Origin of the sequence: Aestuariispira ectoiniformans (assembly GCF_025136295.1) — a bacterium.
Classification (GTDB): domain Bacteria; phylum Pseudomonadota; class Alphaproteobacteria; order UBA8366; family Aestuariispiraceae; genus Aestuariispira_A; species Aestuariispira_A ectoiniformans.
The window spans coordinates 396,091-414,990 of sequence record NZ_CP062788.1 but is presented as its reverse complement, the minus strand read 5'-3'; the positions used below and the strand labels follow the sequence as shown (position 1 = coordinate 414,990).

Genomic DNA, 18,900 nt, shown 5'->3' with positions numbered 1-18,900 from the left:
CGGATATAGGCGAGTGGAGCGCCGATCTCAAGATTTCCGTGGAAAAGAGGCGGATTCCGGCCGGTTAATCCGGGAAAACGCGGATGCCCAATCCTGCAAGCAGCACCGATTGCTGGCTGTGGTTGATTTTGAGGCCGTCGATGCTGACCATTTCCGCAAAATCGAAACGGTCCATCAGGACACCGCGCAGGTCGGCATTTTCGAAGTTGCAGCGGTCAAGCTGTGCGCCCGTCAGGTCGCTGTCGGACAGGTCCGCGCCGATGAAGCTGCAGCCATAGAAATCCGCCTCGCGAAAGCTGCAGTCCAGCAGGCTGCAGTCATCGAAGGTCAGTTCCGCCATCTGGGCAAAATCGAAATTGCTGCGCAGCATATGAACGGCGGTCAGGCTGTGGCCTGCGCGGCCGACGGTCCGGGAAAAACGGGCATTTTTGAAGTTACAGCCATGGGCCTTGCACTCCTCGAACACCGCCCCTTTCAGGCTGGCATTCTTGAACAGCGAGGTCGCCAGATTGCAGCGGCGAAAGGCGGCCTCCTCCAGATTGGCATGGGAAAAGTCGCATCCCGTGCCTGCCTTCGCGTCAAAGAACGTGCATCCGGTGAAGGTCGCATCCCGCAGATTGCCTCTTGGAAAGGCCACATTCACAAAGCTGCAATTCTCAAAAGCCGCCTCTTCCAGACAGGCCTCCACCAGCCGCTTTTCCGACAGGCGGCAGCCTTTGAAACGAAGCGCCGTTTCCGGCAGGTCATCCCAGTCGATCTCCGCCAGATCGACATTCTCGACCACCCCACCCCGCGAGGCCAGGGCTATGAAATCCTGATGGGTCAGAGGGGAGAAGTCAGTCACGGTGCAGTCCTAAATGTTTATCTTTTGTTCTTATTGTTTTAGGATGGGGAAGTCAAGGGGTATTCCATCTCCCCCGCGGATTTAAAGGTTCTCACACAGCCGATCGATACGACCACAGCAGCCGGGAAGATGTTCTTCCATATGATTGCGGCCTTCGCAGAGGCCAGGAAGCGAGGGGCGCAGCTAGGCCATAAAAAGAAACTGACCCCGGCGATGATGAAAGAGGCTGTCGACCTTCTTTGCGAAGGATATTCCTATGAGGGAATCGCGGAAAAGTGGAAAGGCAAGATAAGCAAGAGTACCCTGTATAACTATAGGGAACAGACTGAGGCGTTCATTCCTCTGGGCGTGGAAGATGCCGAAACCAATTCCAAGTGAGGCAGCTATGTCTTGGCAAAAGTGGCGAAAAAAGCATTGGGATGGGCACCTTGTTGAGGAGCCTGACGACATATTTATATTACCACGGTGGTATTCCCCGCCACTTCGTAGGTTCTGCAAGACCTTAAAACAGTTTTGGCTTTCACATTGGAAGTGGATTATTGGGACGTTGATCGCCATCATTGTTGCCGGCCACTCTATATTCGATGTTTATTGAGCCTCTAAAACCAATAAACTCTGATGTCCAGATTTCATTTATTGATAGACCAGATGTGAATATCTCACTGATGGTCTACAATAATGGTACTCGTCCTGCCGCGATGTCTGAAAAAGCCGCTCTAATCATTGAAGTTGTGTCGAGTAGCGACGCCTCTCCCTCTAAACACATATTTCTTGCAAGTGCTATTAATGGGTCCAGGGAGCAGTTGCTCATACCTCCTGGACAGAGCAAGCAATTTTTCTATCAAGTGGACTTCAGACAGCCGTTTCCAGATGTATTTGAACAATTAGGTCATGCCGCAAAGAAGCACACCGACTTACACAAGTGCACTTTTCGAGTAGACTATTCAGACTTCAAAGGAGAACATCAAACCGTAGAAATAGTTTTATTTGATAAAGCTATCACGCCGCTACCAGAAGCAACCAGCCAATTGTCCCAAAATGACAGCGATGAGGCCATTCTAACATGGACGTTTAGCGTCACGGAATGTATTGGCAAAATACCGCAGCCGCTGAGAAAAAAATTCAAAATTGTTGAATGAAGAAGTAGCAGAACCATCCAGACAGCGATTCCATAAAAGGACTGGCAGCACTCGGTTTAGTGGTAATTTTATATAGTAATGCTGACCAAGAAGGTCATTGCCCTATAACCTATTGATATTCCTTGTAATAGTTTTTTTAATAGGGTTGTAACAAGCGAAATAGGAAGTCAAATATCACTTCCAAGAAAGGACGCTATCAAAATGAATTTTGGAGAATGGATAGAAGCAGCGCTAATTTCAATAGTTGTGATTTCTTTTGCAGTCTTCTTCAAAAGTCAAATGGATAGTAAGGAGCAAAACGACAATTCAGATATTGGGAATATCAGAGCCAGTATAGAACGTTTCAGGGCAGAAACGCCTTGGCTTATAAACAAACACATTTTGCTCCTTTTTCTGTCTATGGTGATCGGCGCCATAGCCGGAATCACGATAGGCTTCACTATTTCTGCCCTTTCCTTCAAACAATTCGCCTTCCCCTTTGATATGTGGTTTCAGTCCAATGCTTTTAGTTGGTGGTGGCCAATTGCCGGCGCAGTTGTGGGAGGGATTGTTTGCGTTATGAGGCAAATCTAAAAATAGGCTGAGGTAACGTTCCAAGTAAGGACACTGATATGAACATTTTCAAAGCCGGCGTTCAGCATGACGACTTTGAAGGTAGTGTTGCCGCCGACCACTCCGACAAAAAAACGTTTATCAAGTATCTGAGAGACGCCGGCTACGCTCAGGAGAACGAGAATTTAGCGGCTTACCGCATCATTTTTAATGAAAATCCTGGAGAAGAAATATCCTGTCCAGGCGTAGTTGTTTATCTATTTGAAGGCGGTGAATTTACAACAAAGCCAACGGCGCTAAGGGCGTTGGAATTAGATATTCCAATCGCCAAACTCTTGTCCTTCTTTAAACGTTTTGACCTCGTGGCAGTCAGAAACGGTATGGAACTGGACAACGTTAATGTCGATGGCGCGGAAGAGTAGGAAGGCAGATTTTACTTCCAGGAAAGGACGCAGACATGAAGGATGATGCGCGCAAGCATACGGCTGTCATAAGCAACCCTACGGAAATGTGGTGTAAGCTGGCATGGGACGTTGACGTCTTTCGAGATATACAAACTCGCTTTCCAAAGGAGAACCAGCCGCTCGCCTATGCCGCGATCAATGTCTGCATAGCAGCGAACTGCCTTAGAAATTGGGCAATTGCTTTTTTCAAGCGAAAGTCGGAACAGGCGGGAGAACCCTGGGATAAAAGTGGTTTCATAGCAATGGTTAACGCCGACATACCTGAGCTGTCAGCTTGTGTAGACATTGCGAACACGGCGAAGCACTCGAATTTTAAGGAGGCGCATTGGACAGGCGGACAAGTTTGTTTGGAGTGGGAGAAAGCCTATGAAGGTAATCCGCCCGGTTATGTCCTCTATCATGTGAACTCCGGTAGCCACGGAAAAGGTATGGCTCTGGGCCAGTTCGATTCTCTACTCATCAACTGGCGGAAGTTTTTGACCACCCACGGGTTTATAGATGAGAAGTTCAATATGCCCGAATGGCAAACGAACAAGCTCGTTGATGTCTTTGGCGATCCATCCGATACCAGATCGTAGCAGATGGCACATAATCGTTTCCAGGAAAGGACTAACACCTGGAAACAATCCGCCATCAAATGATGTGGCCTTTTCCTCTATGGTCAGCCTCTATCGGATATCTTCCAAAAACCGCTGTGTCGCCCCCAACACCACTTCCCCCGCCTGGAAATGCGGGATATGGCGGCAGTCGGGGATGAGGTTGCCTTGGGCTGAGGGGCCGATGCGGTTGACGATGGCCCGGACCTGGGCGGCGGTGCCGTATTCGTCGTCCTCGCCCTGCAGGATCAGCGACGGGCAGGTGATGGCTTGGATGTCCGCCTCGATATTCCAATCCCTGAACCAGTCGGTCATCCAGGTATCGGCCCAGGCAAAGAATATCTGTTCGGTCTTGGCCCCGTGATATTTCGCCAGCCGCGCTGCCAGATCGGTGGTTTTCCAGGCATGGCGGGCGTCGCGGATGCCCGCGACCGAAATATCCTCCACGAAAACATGGGCCGCCTCGGTGATCAGCGCCCGGGTCGGCAGATGGGCGGCATAGAGCAGAGCGACGGAGCCGCCGTCGGAATGGCCGAACAGGATCGGCGGGGCCTCAACCCCGCAGGCTTCCAGCACCGCCGGCAGTTCCATCAGCGCATAGTCATGCAGGTAACGGATGCCGCGTGTTTCGGTGAGCGCGGGTGACTTGCCATAACCCTGCCTGTCATAGACCAGAACGGCGTGGCCGGTGGCGCGCGCCAGCCTCTCCGGAAAGTCCTTCCATTGCGCGATGGAGCCGAGGCCCTCATGCAGCAGGACAATCGGGCTGTCGCCTGCCTGCGCGCTGGCCGGGCGGACCCAGCGCGCCGCCCGCGGACCCATAGCGGTTTCCGCGGTGAAATCTTCCACCGTGATCTCCGGGCAACCGGCCAGCGTCATGTTTCGGCCAGCAGGATCTCGGTCACCTTGTCATGAATGTCTTCCAGGGTGTTATCCGTCTTGGAGAAGGAGAAAATCCCCTGACACATGACATAGGAATAGATCAGGAAGGCGCGGGCCTCGATCTCTTCTTCCGTGCAACCGATGGCGCGCAGATGTTCCGCGACAAAGTCGAGGCGGATGCGGTCCACCTCGGCCACCACATTTTCCGCCTGGTCGTCGTAGCGCGCCCAGGACCGCATCGCCAATTCCATCGACCCGCCCAGATGTTTGCTGCCCCGCTTGCGCGGCACCACATTCAACAGGTTGATCAGGCGCGTGTGTGAATCCCCGCCCATCTCGTCGACCTTGGCGATGACATACTGGTCATGCCATTTGTCCAGCACGGCTTCCAACAGGTCCGTGCGGTCCTTGAAATGCCAGTAGAAACTGCCCTTGGTCACGCCCAGCCGTTTGGCCAGGGTTTCCACATGGATGGAACCCACGCCGCTTTCGGTCAACGTCCTGAAAGCAGCATCTATCCACTCTGACCGTCCCAATTTGTTCGTTTTTTTCGTCGTTCGTTTTGCTTCGGGCAATTTTTTTTCCATACGCATCCGTATTGACGTAATTTCAGACCTACGTTAAACCATACGCAGGCGTATGGGCAATAGCGGGCTTTAGAAACCGCAAAAACGCCCGGATCGCCTGCCATCCGGCCCGCTTCGGGTAGCATGGCGAAAGAAAATAAGAAAGGCCGCCGGGCCAGAAACAGAAAAATTCCGGCGGTTTGTCTGGGAGGCAAAACGAGATGACGCGACAGTTGCGTCCGTTGAAAACACAGCAGGGACGGCCCGTGCCCCTATCGGGGGTTGCGGGAGGTGCCATGCGGCCTCCCAACGTCAATAGCACGGCTTTTTTGACATTGCGGAGGTTCCATGGGCGTGGATTCCAGCACATATGATACATTCCCCAAGCTCCTGCAGCGCAACGCACAGGTGCGGCCGGACCGTCCGGCCATGCGGGAAAAGGATTTGGGCATCTGGCAAAGCTGGACCTGGGCTGAGGTCTATGACGAAGTCGGTGCCTATGCCGCCGGTCTTCATGACCTGGGGCTGAAACGGGGGCAGCAGGTCGCCATTATCGGCGACAACCGCCCGCGTCTCTATTGGACCATGGTGGCCGCCCAGGTCATCGGCGCGATCCCGGTGCCGGTCTATGCGGACTCGGTTGCCGAGGAAATGCAGTTCGTCCTTGAACATGCCGAGGTTGTGCTTGCCGTCGCGGAAGACCAGGAACAGGTCGACAAGCTGCTGGCCCAGAAAGACAATCTTCCGCTGTTGGAACAGATCGTCTTCGACGACCCGCGGGGTCTGCGCGACTATAACTATGACTTCCTCTTCAATTATGAGGATGTGCTGGCCCGGGGCCGGGCCTTCCTGGAAAAGAACCCGACGTTCATCGACGATTGCATCACCAAGACCCGTGGGTCCGATACGGCGATCATGCTCTACACCTCGGGCACGACCGGCAAGCCCAAGGGCGTGGTCATGTCCCATGACAATGTGCTGATCACGGCGCGCAACGCGGCAGAGGCCGACGGCCTGCGCGACACGGACGAGGTGCTGGCCTATCTGCCCATGGCCTGGGTCGGGGACAATATCTTCTCCTTCGCGCAATCCTATGTGACCGGCTTCTGCGTTTCCTGCCCGGAAAGCTCCGACACGGTGTTGAACGACCTGTGGGAACTGGGGCCGACCTATTATTTCGCGCCGCCGCGGGTATTCGAGAACCTGCTGACGACCGTCATGATCCGGATGGAGGACGCCAGCGCACTCAAGCGCCGGATGTTCCATTACTTCATGGATCACGCGCGCAAGGCAGGCGTGCGGCTGCTGGAAGGCAAGCCGGTCAGTTTTTGGGACCGTGTGAAATACTGGATCGGCAATATCCTGGTCTATGGCCCGCTGAAAAACGCATTGGGCATGAGCCGTGTCCGCGTCGGCTATACCGCCGGTGAGGCGATCGGCCCGGAGATTTTCGACTTCTACCGCTCGCTCGGCATCAACCTGAAACAGCTTTACGGCCAGACCGAGGCAGCGGTGTTTATCACCCTGCAGCCCGATGGCGAGATCAAGGCCGACACGGTGGGCAAGCCCGCCCCGCAGGTTGAAATCAAGATCGCCGACAACGGCGAGGTGCTCTACCGCGGTCCCGGCGTCTTCCAGGAATATTTCAAGAACCCGGAAGCCACCCGCGACACCAAGGATGAAGAAGGCTGGGTGATGACGGGGGATGCCGGTTTCTTCGACGAGGACGGCCATCTGAAGATCATCGACCGCGCCAAGGATGTGGGCCAGCTCAACGACGGGGCGATGTTTGCGCCGAAATATATCGAGAACAAGCTGAAGTTCTTCCCGAATATCAAAGAGGCGGTGGCCTATGGCAACGGGCGGGACTATGTGGCGGCCTTCATCAATATCGACCTGGAAGCGGTCGGTAGCTGGGCTGAACGGCGGGGGCTTGCCTATGCCTCCTATCAGGAACTGGCGAACCATCCGGATGTCTATGACCTGATCCAGGGGCATGTTGAGGAAGTAAACAGGCTTCTGTCCCAGGAGGAACGGGTCGCGGGTTCGCAGATCAAACGCTTCCTGCTGTTGCACAAGATGCTGGATGCCGATGACGGGGAGTTGACGCGGACCAGCAAGGTGCGCCGGAAATTCGTCGAGGAAAAATACCAGCCGTTGGTTGATGCGCTCTATTCCGACGTGGACGAGGCGCATATCGAAACGGAAATCACCTTTGAGGACGGCCGAAAGGGCAGTCTGGCAGCGGATGTGAAAATCCGCGAGGCCAAGACCATCCCGGTGGGCAATTCGGTTCAGGCACAAGCGGCGGAGTGATTGGGGTATGAGTGAAACTATGGGAAACAGCCGCATCGGCGGTGAAATCCTGTCGGTCGACAATATCACGCTGCGCTTTGGCGGGGTGAAGGCACTGACCGACATCAGCTTTAACGTGATGAAGGGGGAAATCCGTTCGATCATCGGACCGAACGGGGCCGGTAAATCCTCCATGCTGAACGTGATCAACGGCTTTTATCAGCCGCAGGAAGGCACGGTGCGTTTCAAGGGCACCCATTTCAAGCCGATGCTGCCGGATATCGCGGCGCGCAATGGCATTGCGCGGACCTTCCAGAACATCGCGCTGTTCAAGGGCATGTCGACGCTGGACAACATCATGACCGGGCGTCTGCTGAAGATGAAAGCCAATATCTTCCAGCAGGCCCTGTGGTGGGGCCGCGCCCAGAAAGAGGAACTGGAGAACCGCGAATTCGTTGAGGAAATCATCGATTTCCTGGAAATCCAGTCGATCCGCAAAACGCCGGTGGGGCGCCTGCCCTATGGCCTGCAAAAACGCGTGGAACTGGCGCGTGCGCTGGCCATGGAACCGGACCTGCTGCTGCTGGACGAACCGATGGCGGGCATGAACCTGGAAGAAAAAGAGGATATGTCGCGTTTCATCATTGATGTGAACGAGCATTTCGGCACCACCATCGCACTGATCGAGCATGACATGGGCGTGGTGATGGACCTGTCCGACCGGGTGGTGGTCCTCGATTATGGCCGCAAGCTGGCCGATGGCCCGCCGGAAGAGGTGAGCGCCAACCAGGAAGTCATCGACGCCTATCTGGGCGTGTCGCACGATTAACGGAAGGGATCGAAAATGGAACTGCTTAATGCCTTGCTCGTTTCTCCCTTCGCGGAGATTTTCGGCAATCCCTATTTCTTCATGGAAGTCCTGATCAACGGCCTGATGGCGGGGGTCATGTATTCCCTGGTTGCGCTCGGCTTTGTCCTGATCTTCAAGGCCTCCGGCGTGTTCAACTTCTCCCAGGGGGTCATGGTGCTGTTCGCGGCGCTGAACTTCGTCGGGCTGATGGATGCCCTGTCGGCCTATATGAACCCGGTCTTTGCAATCGCCCTGGCCGGGGCGCTCACGGTCCTGATCATGCTCGGCGTGTCGCTGGTGATCGAACGGGTGGTGCTGCGGCCGCTTGTCAACCAGGCGCATATCATCCTGTTCATGGCCACCATCGGGGTCGCCTATTTCCTGGAAGGGCTGGGCGAGATGATCTGGGGGTCGGACGTCCGGCCGTTGCATGTGGGCATCCCGGACGACGTCTGGTTCATCTTCAACGAACAGGTCATGGTGCAGCAGAGCGACCTTTTTGCCGCTGCGGTGGCCGGTGGCCTCGTGCTGACGCTGGCCCTGTTCTTCCATTATACCCGTACGGGCCGGGCGCTGCGTGCGGTGGCGGATGACCACGCCGCCGCCATGTCCATCGGCATCCCGCTGAACCATATCTGGGTGATCGTCTGGGGCGTTGCCGGTTTCGTGGCGCTGGTCGCAGGCATCATGTGGGGTTCCAAACTGGGTGTGCAATTCTCGCTGTCGATCATCGCGCTGAAGGCCCTGCCGGTTCTGATCCTGGGCGGTTTCACCTCGATCCCCGGCGCCATCGTCGGCGGGCTGATCATCGGTTCCGGCGAGAAGATCGCAGAGGTTTACTGGGGCAGCGCCTTTGGTGGCGCGATCGAGGAATGGTTCGCCTATGTCCTGGCGCTGGCCTTCCTTTACTTCAGGCCGCAGGGTCTGTTCGGCGAAAAGATCATCGAGAGGGTCTAATCCATGATTTACCGTGAAGCGGGACAATTCAAAACCAGCTACGCCGCCGACCAGGCATTACTGACCATCCCGATGGACCGCTGGTTCGTCATGGGGCTGGTGGCTTTCGCCGTGATCGTGATGCCGATTATCGGCAGCGACTATTGGCTGGGGTCGATCATGATCCCGGTCCTGATCCTGACCATTGCGGCCATGGGGCTGAACATCCTGACCGGTTATGCCGGACAGCTCAGCCTCGGCAGCGGCGCCTTCATGGCAGCGGGGGCCTATATGGCCTACAAGGTTGCGACCAACCTGCCCTGGGTGCCGGTGCCCTTCGCCATCCTGCTGGGCGGGTGCAGTGCCGCCCTGGCGGGCATCGTTTTCGGCCTGCCGTCCCTGCGTATCAAAGGCTTTTATCTGGCGGTGGCGACATTGGCCGCGCAGTTCTTCCTGTTGTGGCTGTTCACCCATGTGGACTGGTTCGTGAACTACAGCATCTCCGGCGTGCCCAGCATTGCCGACTATCATCTGCTGTGGGACTGGGGTCCGCTGGTGACCGGTGCGGACGCCAGTGTGGAGGCGCGTTATCTCTTCGTGCTGGGCTTTGCCATTTTGCTGGCGCTTGGTGCGCGCAACATGGCGCGTTGCAAGATCGGCCGTTCCTGGATGGCGATCCGCGATATGGATATCGCCGCAGAGATCATCGGCATCCGGCCGCTGACGACCAAGCTCAGCGCCTTTGCGATCAGCTCTTTCTATTGCGGCATTGCCGGGGCGCTCTGGGCATTCTGCTACATCAACACGGTAGAGCCCTCGGCCTACGACATCTCCGTTTCCTTCAACATTCTGTTCATGGTGATCGTCGGCGGGTTGGGCAGCATCCTGGGCTCTTTCCTGGGGGCGGCCTTCATCTTCCTGCTGCCGATCCTGTTGAACAATGCGCCGACATGGTTCGGGATCGAACTGCCGGCGGATCTTCTGTCTGAAATCGAACTGATGCTGTTCGGCGCGATGATTATCTTCTTTTTGATTGTCGAACCGCATGGACTGGCGCGGCTGTGGCAGATCGGCAAGGAAAAGCTGCGCCGTTGGCCGTTCCCGTATTAAGATCAATAACAAGGCGGTGCCGGACCAATCGGACACCGCCACCCCAGCCCCGGGGCATAAAGGGGTTCCAAGTCCTGAGAACAAGGAGGTTATCCAAAATGAAACTGCGTAAATTTGGTTTGATGGTTGCCGGTGCGGCGATGACCTTTGCGGCAGGTGCTGCAACGGCTGCCGAACAATATATTCCCTCGCTGGTCTACCGGACCGGGCCCTACGCCAGTGGTGGCGCGCCCTGGGCCGACGGCTTTGCGGATTATTTCGAACTGATCAACGACCGCGACGGCGGCGTTGACGGTATCAAGTTCAAAGTCGACGAATGCGAAACCGGTTACAAAACCGACCGTGGCGTTGAATGTTACGACCGTACCAAGGAAGGTGCGACGGTCTATAACCCGCTGTCCACCGGCATCACCTATGCGCTGTTGGATAAGGCGGCTGCCGATAAAATTCCGATCCTGTCCATGGGCTATGGCCGGACGTCCGCGGCTGATGGCCGGGTGTTCGAATATGTCTTCAACCCGCCGGCAACCTATTGGAACCAGCTCACCTCCATCGTCAAATATATCGGCGATGAAATGGGTGGTATGGACAAGCTGAAGGGCAAGCGTATCGGTTATGTCTACCTTGACCATCCCTATGGTAAGGAACCGATTCCGACCATGGATGTCCTGGCGGAGAAATTCGGCTTCACCTACGACAAATATCCGGTCGCACCGAAATCCATGACGGAGCAGAAGTCGATCTGGCTGCAGATCCGTAAAACCCGCCCGGATTATGTGATCATGTGGGGCTGGGGCGCGATGAACGCCACGGCCGTGAAGGAAGCAACCAATATCCGCTTCGACATGACCAAGTTCATCGGTAACTGGTGGTCTGCCGGTGAAGACACCGCAATCCCGTCCGGTGCGAAGGCCAAGGGCTATCGTGCGGCGACCTTCCATGGTGTTGGCACCGATTATCCGGTGTTTGCGGATGTGAAGAAGTATCTGCAGGATACCGGCAAGGCGACCAGCGGTGGCAATAAAATCGGCCAGACGCTTTACAACCGTGGTTTCGTGAATGCGGCTGTGGTTGTGGAAGCCGTTCGCAAGGCGCATGAGAAATTCGGCAACCGTGTTGTGACCGGTGACGAATTCCGCTGGGGCATGGAACATCTGGACATCACGGATGCCCGTATCAAGGAACTGGGTATGGTCGGCCTGATGCCGCCGACCAAGATCACCTGTGAAAACCACGAAGGCACCAACCCGGCTGTGAAAATCCAGGAATGGGATGGCAGCAAGTACAACGTCATCACTGACTGGATTCCGTCCATGACCCAGGTGACCCGTCCGTTGGTTGAGCAGGACGCAGCGGCCTATGCCAAGGAAAAAGGCATGACCCCGCGTAGCTGCAACTGATCCGGCGATTGTAAAACGAAGTGAACTTGTGCCGTTAAAAGGGAGGCATCCATGACCCAACCGTTGCTCACCGTGAACAACATCGAGGTCATCTACGACCATGTCATTCTTGTGTTAAAGGGTGTCTCCCTTGAGGTGCCCGAGGGGGGAATTGTTGCCCTCCTTGGCGCCAACGGTGCAGGCAAATCCACAACCTTGAAAGCCATTTCGGGCCTGTTGAAGGCCGAACGTGGCGAAGTCACCAAGGGCAGCGTCGAGCTGTCCGGCCAGCCGGTGCATGAACTGGGCGCGACCGAGGTCGTCCGCAAGGGCTGTGTCCAGGTGATGGAAGGCCGCCATTGTTTTGAACATTTGACCATTGAGGAAAACCTGCTGACCGGTGCCTACAGCCGGGGCCGCGTGGGGGCAGAGGTCAAAAAGGACCTGCAGATGGTCTATGACCATTTCCCGCGGCTATATGAACGACGTAGAAGCCAGGCAGGCTATACCTCCGGCGGGGAGCAGCAGATGTGCGCCATCGGGCGCGCCATGATGGCGCGGCCCAAGCTGATCCTGCTGGACGAACCCTCCATGGGCCTTGCCCCGCAGCTCGTGGAACAGATTTTTGAGATCGTGCGTATTCTGAACAAGGAAGAAGGCGTTACCTTCCTTCTGGCAGAGCAGAATACCAACGTGGCCCTGCGCTATGCCGATTACGGCTATATCCTTGAAAGCGGCCGCGTGGTGCTCGACGGGGATGCCGAGGCGCTGCGCAACAATGAGGATGTCAAAGAATTTTATCTTGGCATGAGCAGTCAGGGCCGTAAGAATTTCCGCGAAGTGAAACACTACAAACGCCGCAAACGCTGGCTGTAATCTGGATACTGACAGGGCCGAACCGGGGTGATGATTGATGACTGACTTTTTCGACGCTTTGGAAACACGCGATCCGGCGGTCCGCGACCGCGAGCAGATGGCGGCCCTTGCCGCGCAGGTGGCCCATGCCAAGGCGAACAGTGCCTATTATGCGGAAACGCTTGCCGATGTTGATCCCGCATCCGTTTCCAGCCTGGAGGCACTGGCGAAACTGCCGGTTACGCGTAAGTCGGAATTGCTGGACCGTCAGAAACAGACCCCGCCCTTTGGCGGCCTGACAGCTACGGCCAGCGGGGACCTGCTGCGTGTTTTCATGTCGCCCGGCCCCATCGCCGACCCGGAAGGCCACGGGGATGACTGGTGGCGGATGGGCCGTGCGCTTTTTGCCGCCGGTCTGCGCAAGGGCGATATCGCGCTCAACTGTTTCTCCTATCACCACACTCCGGCGGGCCATATGTTCGAGACCGGTGCCAAGGCGGTGGGCTGTGCGGTCTATCCGGGTGGTGTCGGCCAGACGGAGGCCCAGGTGGCGGCGATTGCCCATTACGGCATCGGCACCTTTGTGGGCACGCCGGACTTCCTCAAAATCATCCTGGACAAGGCGGAAGACCTGAAGGCCGATGTGTCGTCGGTCAAACGGGCGCTGGTCTCCGGTGGAGCCCTGTTCCCCAGCCTGCGTGAGGAATACAGCGCCCGTGGCGTTGACTGCGTCCAATGCTATGGCACGGCGGACCTGGGTCTGATCGCCTATGAGACCCCGGCCAAGGAAGGCATGGTGGTGGATGAGGGCGTGATTGTTGAAATCGTCCGCCCCGGCACCGGTGACCCCGTGGCCGATGGCGAGGTGGGCGAGGTGCTTGTCACCCTGCTCAACAACAAGGACTATCCGCTGATCCGTTTCGCCACCGGCGATATGTCCGCCTTCATGGCGGGGGCCAGCCCCTGCGGACGTACCAACCGCCGCATCAAAGGCTGGATGGGCCGTGCCGACCAGCGCACCAAGATCAAGGGCATGTTCGTCGACCCGGCCCAGGTGGCCCGCGTGGTCAAGGCGCATCCGGACTTGGTGAAGGCGCGGCTGGAAGTGACATTGGTCGATAACAAGGACCGGATGGTCCTGATCTGTGAATCGGATGTCTTCGGTGATGACTTCCAGTCGGCGGTTGCCGCCAGCATGCAGACCGAATGCAAGCTGAAAGGCGCGGTCAAGCTGGTCCCGCCGGGCACGCTGCCCAATGACGGCAAGGTCATCGACGATCAACGGGACTACGATTGATCGGGGCGTAACAGTTAAACGGGACGAATGGGGCTGGCGCGATGTCAGCCCTTTCTATTTGGTACGGTGCCGACGAAGTCGGTGAAAGTTTGTTAAAATTGCTTATTTTTTAATCACAGCTTTCACACTGGCTGTTTGCTGCGTGATCTTCAAGAATGGTGATTGAGTTAGTGAGGTGATTTTCCGCAATCACGGAAATTTGCCCGTAAAACTGCGTAAAATGCCGATCGAAACCCTTAGAGGGCTGCAGTCAGATTTGTTACTGTATGGGGTAGAGAGACGATCTGCGTGATATGCGGGATCATGATCACGCAAGTGAGGATAGAGCAATGACAGACACAAAAACGAAATCTCGTTTTCGCGATCTGCTGGCGGTTGTGCCGGTATGCTTTGCGGCGGCCGCATTGATGGTTGCACCGATATCCATTGACAAGAACGGCCTCGACCTGTCCGTGAAATCCGCTTTTGCCAAAGGCGGTAACGGCAATGGCGGCGGCAACGGCGGTGGCAACGGCGGTGGCAACGGCGGTGGCAACGGCGGTGGCAATGGCGGCGGTAACGGCGGCGGCAATGGCAACGGTAACGGCGGCAGCAATGGCGGTGGCAATGGCGGCGGTAACGGCGGCGGCAATGGCAACGGTAACGGCGGCAGCAATGGCAACAGCGGCGCCAAGGGCGCAAGCGCTGATGCGCCGGGTCATTCGGGAACCAAAGGCGGTTTCAGCGTGGCCGACAAGGGCAAAGCCAGCTCGCATGGCCTGGGCAATAACCGCGGGTCAATTGCCAGCCAGCTTGGCGCATTGAATGCGGCGCATGCCTCTGCAACGGCCTTCCAGAATGCGGCCCCGAATTCCCGCATCGGGCGCATCCGCTCCTACTATGAGGCCGTTGAAAAAACGACTGACCTTGCCAAGGCCCTGGAAGAACTGCAGGCCGAGGCAGAAGCCGCCCAGAAGGGTGTCGCCGAGGCGCAGGCCTCTCTTGATGCCGCTCTGGAAGACCAGGCAGCGGCGCAGGATGATGTTGAAACCGCAACCGACGGGCTGGCAGCCGCACAGGCGGATCTGGAACAGGCCCAGGCGGATTTGGCGGCAGACCCGACCAATACGGATCTTCAGGCCGCTGTTGATGAGGCTCAGGCATCTGTAGACGCCGCAACCGCCAGTGTGGAAGAGGCGGAAGCCGCAGCCGCGGCGGCTGCTGATGCCGTGGCTGAGGCCGAAACCGGTGTGGCGGAAGCAGAGGCCGCTGCGGCTGATGCGCCGACGGCTGAGGACGTCGCTGCTGCGGAAGCGGAGGTTGAGGCCGCTGCAGCAGCCGAGACGGAAGCACTGGGTGAGGCAGCCAACAAAGACGTGACCGACGAGGTCAAGAGCGCTCTTGATGAGCTGGTTGGCGATAAACTGGCAGGCACCGACCCGGAAGCAGGAACGGTGGAGGAAGCGGCTGACAACAGCTAGGCCACGTCGGTTTCATCGGTACTATAAAAAAGGGCCCGCTATTCACTATTCAGCGGGCCCTTACCTTTTGGCGATAAAGTCTCCGGATCAGGATTGGGTTGCCATGCTTTCCGTTGTCTTTCGCAAACGGGTCAACAGCGCATCGCCGATGACAGGCTGCAGAGGCAATCCGGCATCCTTCTTATAGCTGTTCAGCGCAGTTAGGGTCCGTGGCCCGAGCAGGCCGTCTGTTGAGCCCACATTATAACGCAGCAGGTTCAGGGCCGTTTGCACATAGCGGACCATGGGAATGTCCTGATGGAAGTCCTTGACGGGTCTGCTGGACAGTGAAGCCAGCGTCTTCCTGGCGCGTTCCATGGTCTGTGCCGTGAAATCCACCTCCAGGGCCTTGGCGGCGCGCGGGGCATCGGGATGGCCCTGTTCCTCGGCCTTTTTCAGCCATGCCCAGGCCAGCGGCGTATCGATGTCGGTTCCTTTTCCGACGGCCAGGGCGATGCCCAGTGACAGCATTGCCTCACGGTGGTTACGTGCGGCTGCCTTGCCAAACCACATGACGCCCCAGGCCTGGTCTTCCACGACACCCCGGCCATTGAAATAGATATCGCCAAGCGAATACATGGCGCGTCCATGGCCCTGGCGGGCGGCTTTTTCCAGCCACCGGACAGCCGACGTTTCATCCCGCGTGATGCCACGACCCACCAGATAGGCCTGACCCAGCATATACTGCGCCCCGGCATGCCCCTGGTCGGCGGCCTTGCGATACCAGTCCGCGGCCTTGGCATAGTCGGTGTGGTCGGCGCTGCTGCTGTAATACAGGCCGAGGCTGTATTGAGCGTTCCTGTCCCCGGCGTCTGCCTTCTTCTCAATCCGCTGTTGTGCAGGGGGAAGATTGGATTGCCAGGGGAAATTGCTTATGCCGCTGCAGCCGGTGGTCACCAGCGCCGCGGCCAGGAGCCACCCGGCCCAGGTGATACGTTTGCAAGAGTTGGCGGGCATTTTGATCCATACACCTTTGTGTAATCTACGAGTTCTTAGCACAGATACTGAATGTTTGTCATATCCGCCGGGGCTCTGCGGGAAAAGGCAGGCGCGAAATTTGCCCAAGATTTGTCACAGCAGAACCTTATATAAGGTGAATGAAATAATAAAATGCCTGCAACGATTGAAAAATCTCAGGTCAGCATTGTTTTTTTGCTAACAAAACAATAAATTCTCCACGTTTTTTATACATTATGGGCGCAGGAATGGCTGCCCATTGCTGTGTGTTATGTGAGGGGGAAATATGAAAAAATTAGCGGGGGCGCTCGCGCTGCTGTTGCTGGCTGCGTGCCAGACAACCGTGGGTCAGGGGCGATACATTTGTCCGGTGTCGCGAAGGCGGGGTTTGATCATTACATGAACAATCGCGATCGCGTTGGTTATTTCGCGGTCGCAGTCGATGGCCGGTCCAGTTTCAACTACGTCTATTGTCCGGACCAGGGCTGTATAGGAATGGACAAGTCGCGTACAATCCAGGCCTGTGAGAGATATTCCAACGGTGTACCTTGTAAGATTTACGCCTTCCGCAAGGAAATCGTCTGGCAATTCGACAAGGCTTCGGAAGGCGCGACTGTTGCGCAGGCCGAGCCGCCGCGCAATGTCGTGCGCCAGGCGAGAATTGACTGGGCCTCGCTGGATAAGGCCTACGTCGGTGAACTGCGGATGGAGCGTCTTGGAGAAAACCTGTTCGACTATGACTTCGTATCTGAAAAGCAGGGCTTGCGCTGTAGCGGCACGCGGACGAATTGGAAAAGCGAAGAGGTCAGATGGGCGCTGGACTGCAACGACGGGACAAAAATGTCCGGGATGCTTCGTGCCAATGCCAGCGGCACATACTTCGGAACAGGGTTTGACCAGAATGAAAACCATCTGTTCCTGTCCCTCGACCCGCCGCGGAGAAAATAGGGTTTGATCCGTATTCGTCCATTGGGCGGAACGGCAGGTTTCATCAGGGGGCGCCAGGTAATCGGGCGGCCCCTGTTTTGTTAGGGGCTGCCCCTAAATTGCCACATTTCAACCCCTGTAAATCCATAAATGCGGACCCATATTAGAAGCGCTGAGACCTCCCCTCTCAACGGGGCCTTCCCCAAGCCCAGGCCCCGTGGCGGTCCCTAGAGACCGTCGCAGCAGCGCGGCCATCGGTACCCCCTGCCGATGGCCGTTTTTTTGTCCGGAGTCATATGATCCGCGTCAAAACTGGATCAAAGGTGCAACTCCGCACTTTGCCTTTGGGTGAGACTGGGCTAAGCAACTGGATTATGAGTATGTTCGAGGCACAGGATTTGTCCTGTCTGCGGGGGCAGACATTGATATTCGCGGGGGTGGAATTTGCCATAGACCCCGGCGATGCCCTTGTCCTTCGCGGTCCAAACGGCAGCGGAAAATCCAGTCTTTTAAGGGTGTTGGCGGGATTGAACCCACCACTGGCCGGGCAGTTGACCTGGGATGGTGACGATATTCACAACGACCGCCAGGCCCATGCGGACCGGTTGGTCTTTGTCGGCCATGCCAATGCCATCAAGCCGCCGCTGACGGTGCGGGAAAACCTGGCCTTTTGGGCAGCGCAGGCGGGGTGCGAGGATCGCGTGGACACTGCGATGGAGGCCATGAACCTGACGGGGATTGCCGATGCACCGGGCAGGGTCCTGTCCTCCGGTCAGGGGCGGCGATTGAACCTGGCGCGGCTCTGCCTGGACAAGAGGCCGCTGTGGCTGCTGGACGAGCCGACGGTGGGTCTGGATACGGATTCCTGCAAATCTCTCGAAAAAGTGATCGCGGCGCATCGGGCCTCGGGCGGGATGGTTGTGCTGTCGACCCATATCGGGATTGATGTGCCCGACCATAAAATTCTGGATGTCGGGGCCTTTTCCGAAGTTATCTATGAGGCGGCGGAATGAAGGCCTTTTTCAGTGTCATTCAGCGCGACATTCGCCTTGCCCTGCGTCAGGGGGCCGATCTTGCAATGGTTCTGGCCTTCTTCGTGATCGCGGCCTCGCTGTTCCCGCTGGGCGTGGGGCCGGACCCGGCCATTCTGGGGCGGATTGCCGCAGGTGTCGTCTGGGTTCTGGCGCTGTTGGCGGTGATGCTTTCCCTGGACAGGTTGTTTCATAACGATTATCAGGACGGCGCCCTTGAATTGCTGGCGCTCGGGCCGCAACCGCTGTTTCTGGTGGTGCTGGCAAAGGTGATCGCCTATTGGCTGACCACGGGCCTGCCGCTTTTGATCCTGGCGCCGGTGATCGCGGTGATGCTGAACCTTGATACGGGGGCTCTGTCGGCCCTGATGGGCGGTTTGCTTCTCGGCACACCGACGCTTGCGCTGGTGGGCGCGGCAGGGGCGGCCCTGTCATTGGGCGCGCGGCGCGCGGGGCTGTTGATCGCGCTTTTGGTTCTACCGCTTTATATACCCGTGCTGATTTTCGGGGTATCGGCCGTGGACGCGGCAGTGAACGGATTTCCCATTCGACCGCATTTGCTGATCATGGCGGCGATGATGACGGCGGCGGTGCCTTTGGCGCCCTGGGCAGCCTCTGCGGCGATCCGTCACGCAATGGATTAGGAGTTGCCGCTTGAATAAAGCGGATTTTGACACAATTTTGAGATCGGATTTGGCCAAAAGTTGGGCCATTTTTGATC

20 protein-coding genes are annotated in these 18,900 nt (G+C 57.0%); 16 read left to right on the top strand and 4 right to left on the bottom strand.

Features of this window, described 5'->3' with window-relative positions; all coding sequences use genetic code 11:
• Nucleotides 1–64 precede the first annotated feature (64 nt).
• The gene (locus IF205_RS02000; RefSeq protein ID WP_259781617.1) at nucleotides 65–844 is read right to left on the bottom strand and encodes a pentapeptide repeat-containing protein; all 780 of its coding nucleotides are present in this window, start codon (nucleotides 842–844) and stop codon (nucleotides 65–67) included.
• 129 nt (nucleotides 845–973) lie between these two features.
• Here IF205_RS02000 and IF205_RS01995 point away from each other — a divergent pair, with 129 nt between their 5' ends.
• From IF205_RS01995 to IF205_RS01975, 5 genes are all read left to right on the top strand, one after another.
• Nucleotides 974–1,222 carry a helix-turn-helix domain-containing protein gene (locus IF205_RS01995; protein WP_259781616.1) on the top strand — a complete coding sequence of 83 codons (249 nt, stop codon included), beginning with the start codon at nucleotides 974–976 and terminating at the stop codon, nucleotides 1,220–1,222.
• A 272-nt stretch (nucleotides 1,223–1,494) separates the two neighbouring features.
• Nucleotides 1,495–1,983 carry a hypothetical protein gene (locus IF205_RS01990; RefSeq protein ID WP_259781615.1) on the top strand — a complete coding sequence of 163 codons (489 nt, stop codon included), beginning with the start codon at nucleotides 1,495–1,497 and terminating at the stop codon, nucleotides 1,981–1,983.
• Between the two features lie 201 nt (nucleotides 1,984–2,184).
• Nucleotides 2,185–2,556: a hypothetical protein gene (locus tag IF205_RS01985; protein ID WP_259781614.1), complete on the top strand. Its 372-nt coding sequence runs from the start codon at nucleotides 2,185–2,187 to the stop codon at nucleotides 2,554–2,556.
• A gap of 38 nt (nucleotides 2,557–2,594) precedes the next feature.
• The gene (locus IF205_RS01980) at nucleotides 2,595–2,957 is read left to right on the top strand and encodes a hypothetical protein (protein WP_259781613.1); all 363 of its coding nucleotides are present in this window, start codon (nucleotides 2,595–2,597) and stop codon (nucleotides 2,955–2,957) included.
• 35 nt (nucleotides 2,958–2,992) lie between these two features.
• On the top strand, nucleotides 2,993–3,577 hold the full coding sequence (locus IF205_RS01975) for a hypothetical protein (protein ID WP_259781612.1): 585 nt from the start codon (nucleotides 2,993–2,995) through the stop codon (nucleotides 3,575–3,577).
• 90 nt (nucleotides 3,578–3,667) lie between these two features.
• On the opposite strand, the gene IF205_RS01970 is transcribed toward IF205_RS01975, so the two are convergent.
• Together IF205_RS01970 and IF205_RS01965 are read right to left on the bottom strand one after the other, a co-directional pair.
• On the bottom strand, nucleotides 3,668–4,474 hold the full coding sequence (locus IF205_RS01970) for an alpha/beta fold hydrolase (RefSeq protein ID WP_259781611.1): 807 nt from the start codon (nucleotides 4,472–4,474) through the stop codon (nucleotides 3,668–3,670).
• On the bottom strand, nucleotides 4,471–5,052 hold the full coding sequence (locus tag IF205_RS01965; protein WP_259781610.1) for a TetR/AcrR family transcriptional regulator: 582 nt from the start codon (nucleotides 5,050–5,052) through the stop codon (nucleotides 4,471–4,473). Before IF205_RS01965 ends, IF205_RS01970 begins: the two co-directional genes overlap by 4 nt.
• A 345-nt stretch (nucleotides 5,053–5,397) precedes the next feature.
• On the opposite strand from IF205_RS01965, the gene IF205_RS01960 reads away from it, so the two are divergent.
• The 8 genes from IF205_RS01960 (at nucleotide 5,398) to IF205_RS01925 (ending at nucleotide 15,225) form a co-directional block, all read left to right on the top strand.
• On the top strand, nucleotides 5,398–7,359 hold the full coding sequence (locus IF205_RS01960; RefSeq protein ID WP_375542669.1) for an AMP-dependent synthetase/ligase: 1,962 nt from the start codon (nucleotides 5,398–5,400) through the stop codon (nucleotides 7,357–7,359).
• 7 nt (nucleotides 7,360–7,366) lie between these two features.
• On the top strand, nucleotides 7,367–8,167 hold the full coding sequence (locus tag IF205_RS01955; protein WP_259781608.1) for an ABC transporter ATP-binding protein: 801 nt from the start codon (nucleotides 7,367–7,369) through the stop codon (nucleotides 8,165–8,167).
• Nucleotides 8,168–8,182: 15 nt separating this feature from the next.
• Nucleotides 8,183–9,145, top strand: a complete 963-nt coding sequence (locus IF205_RS01950; protein WP_259781607.1) for a branched-chain amino acid ABC transporter permease — start codon at nucleotides 8,183–8,185, stop codon at nucleotides 9,143–9,145.
• Nucleotides 9,146–9,148: 3 nt separating this feature from the next.
• Nucleotides 9,149–10,234 (top strand): branched-chain amino acid ABC transporter permease, encoded by a 1,086-nt coding sequence (locus IF205_RS01945; protein WP_259781606.1) that lies wholly within the window; start codon nucleotides 9,149–9,151, stop codon nucleotides 10,232–10,234.
• Between the two features lie 98 nt (nucleotides 10,235–10,332).
• On the top strand, nucleotides 10,333–11,634 hold the full coding sequence (locus IF205_RS01940; protein WP_259781605.1) for an ABC transporter substrate-binding protein: 1,302 nt from the start codon (nucleotides 10,333–10,335) through the stop codon (nucleotides 11,632–11,634).
• 51 nt (nucleotides 11,635–11,685) lie between these two features.
• Nucleotides 11,686–12,489: an ABC transporter ATP-binding protein gene (locus IF205_RS01935; protein WP_259781604.1), complete on the top strand. Its 804-nt coding sequence runs from the start codon at nucleotides 11,686–11,688 to the stop codon at nucleotides 12,487–12,489.
• 37 nt (nucleotides 12,490–12,526) lie between these two features.
• Nucleotides 12,527–13,765, top strand: a complete 1,239-nt coding sequence (locus tag IF205_RS01930; protein ID WP_259781603.1) for a phenylacetate--CoA ligase family protein — start codon at nucleotides 12,527–12,529, stop codon at nucleotides 13,763–13,765.
• 329 nt (nucleotides 13,766–14,094) lie between these two features.
• Nucleotides 14,095–15,225 (top strand): HlyD family secretion protein, encoded by a 1,131-nt coding sequence (locus IF205_RS01925; RefSeq protein WP_259781602.1) that lies wholly within the window; start codon nucleotides 14,095–14,097, stop codon nucleotides 15,223–15,225.
• Between the two features lie 87 nt (nucleotides 15,226–15,312).
• On the opposite strand, the gene IF205_RS01920 is transcribed toward IF205_RS01925, so the two are convergent.
• Nucleotides 15,313–16,221 (bottom strand): tetratricopeptide repeat protein, encoded by a 909-nt coding sequence (locus IF205_RS01920; protein WP_259781601.1) that lies wholly within the window; start codon nucleotides 16,219–16,221, stop codon nucleotides 15,313–15,315.
• A 399-nt stretch (nucleotides 16,222–16,620) separates the two neighbouring features.
• On the opposite strand from IF205_RS01920, the gene IF205_RS01915 reads away from it, so the two are divergent.
• The 3 genes from IF205_RS01915 to ccmB all read left to right on the top strand — a co-directional run bounded on the left by IF205_RS01915 (nucleotide 16,621) and on the right by ccmB (nucleotide 18,823).
• Nucleotides 16,621–17,169, top strand: a complete 549-nt coding sequence (locus IF205_RS01915; protein ID WP_259781600.1) for a hypothetical protein — start codon at nucleotides 16,621–16,623, stop codon at nucleotides 17,167–17,169.
• Nucleotides 17,170–17,522: 353 nt separating this feature from the next.
• Nucleotides 17,523–18,161, top strand: coding sequence for a heme ABC exporter ATP-binding protein CcmA (gene ccmA / locus IF205_RS01910; protein WP_375542668.1), 639 nt, complete (start codon nucleotides 17,523–17,525; stop codon nucleotides 18,159–18,161).
• The gene (ccmB, locus tag IF205_RS01905; RefSeq protein ID WP_259781598.1) at nucleotides 18,158–18,823 is read left to right on the top strand and encodes a heme exporter protein CcmB; all 666 of its coding nucleotides are present in this window, start codon (nucleotides 18,158–18,160) and stop codon (nucleotides 18,821–18,823) included. The genes ccmA and ccmB overlap by 4 nt, the downstream gene beginning before the upstream one ends.
• Nucleotides 18,824–18,900: the final 77 nt, after the last annotated feature.

Excerpts from the sequence above, each read along its gene's own strand:
- IF205_RS01995 (WP_259781616.1), top strand. The coding sequence starts at position 974 with ATGTTCTTCCATATGATTGCGGCCTTCGCAGAGGCCAGGAAGCGAGGG.
- IF205_RS01985 (WP_259781614.1), top strand. The coding sequence starts at position 2,185 with ATGAATTTTGGAGAATGGATAGAAGCAGCGCTAATTTCAATAGTTGTG.
- IF205_RS01980 (WP_259781613.1), top strand. The coding sequence starts at position 2,595 with ATGAACATTTTCAAAGCCGGCGTTCAGCATGACGACTTTGAAGGTAGT.
- IF205_RS01975 (WP_259781612.1), top strand. The coding sequence starts at position 2,993 with ATGAAGGATGATGCGCGCAAGCATACGGCTGTCATAAGCAACCCTACG.
- IF205_RS01970 (WP_259781611.1), bottom strand. The coding sequence starts at position 4,474 with ATGACGCTGGCCGGTTGCCCGGAGATCACGGTGGAAGATTTCACCGCG.
- IF205_RS01955 (WP_259781608.1), top strand. The coding sequence starts at position 7,367 with ATGAGTGAAACTATGGGAAACAGCCGCATCGGCGGTGAAATCCTGTCG.
- IF205_RS01950 (WP_259781607.1), top strand. The coding sequence starts at position 8,183 with ATGGAACTGCTTAATGCCTTGCTCGTTTCTCCCTTCGCGGAGATTTTC.
- IF205_RS01945 (WP_259781606.1), top strand. The coding sequence starts at position 9,149 with ATGATTTACCGTGAAGCGGGACAATTCAAAACCAGCTACGCCGCCGAC.
- IF205_RS01940 (WP_259781605.1), top strand. The coding sequence starts at position 10,333 with ATGAAACTGCGTAAATTTGGTTTGATGGTTGCCGGTGCGGCGATGACC.
- IF205_RS01935 (WP_259781604.1), top strand. The coding sequence starts at position 11,686 with ATGACCCAACCGTTGCTCACCGTGAACAACATCGAGGTCATCTACGAC.
- IF205_RS01930 (WP_259781603.1), top strand. The coding sequence starts at position 12,527 with ATGACTGACTTTTTCGACGCTTTGGAAACACGCGATCCGGCGGTCCGC.
- IF205_RS01925 (WP_259781602.1), top strand. The coding sequence starts at position 14,095 with ATGACAGACACAAAAACGAAATCTCGTTTTCGCGATCTGCTGGCGGTT.
- IF205_RS01920 (WP_259781601.1), bottom strand. The coding sequence starts at position 16,221 with ATGCCCGCCAACTCTTGCAAACGTATCACCTGGGCCGGGTGGCTCCTG.
- IF205_RS01915 (WP_259781600.1), top strand. The coding sequence starts at position 16,621 with ATGAACAATCGCGATCGCGTTGGTTATTTCGCGGTCGCAGTCGATGGC.
- ccmA (WP_375542668.1), top strand. The coding sequence starts at position 17,523 with ATGAGTATGTTCGAGGCACAGGATTTGTCCTGTCTGCGGGGGCAGACA.
- ccmB (WP_259781598.1), top strand. The coding sequence starts at position 18,158 with ATGAAGGCCTTTTTCAGTGTCATTCAGCGCGACATTCGCCTTGCCCTG.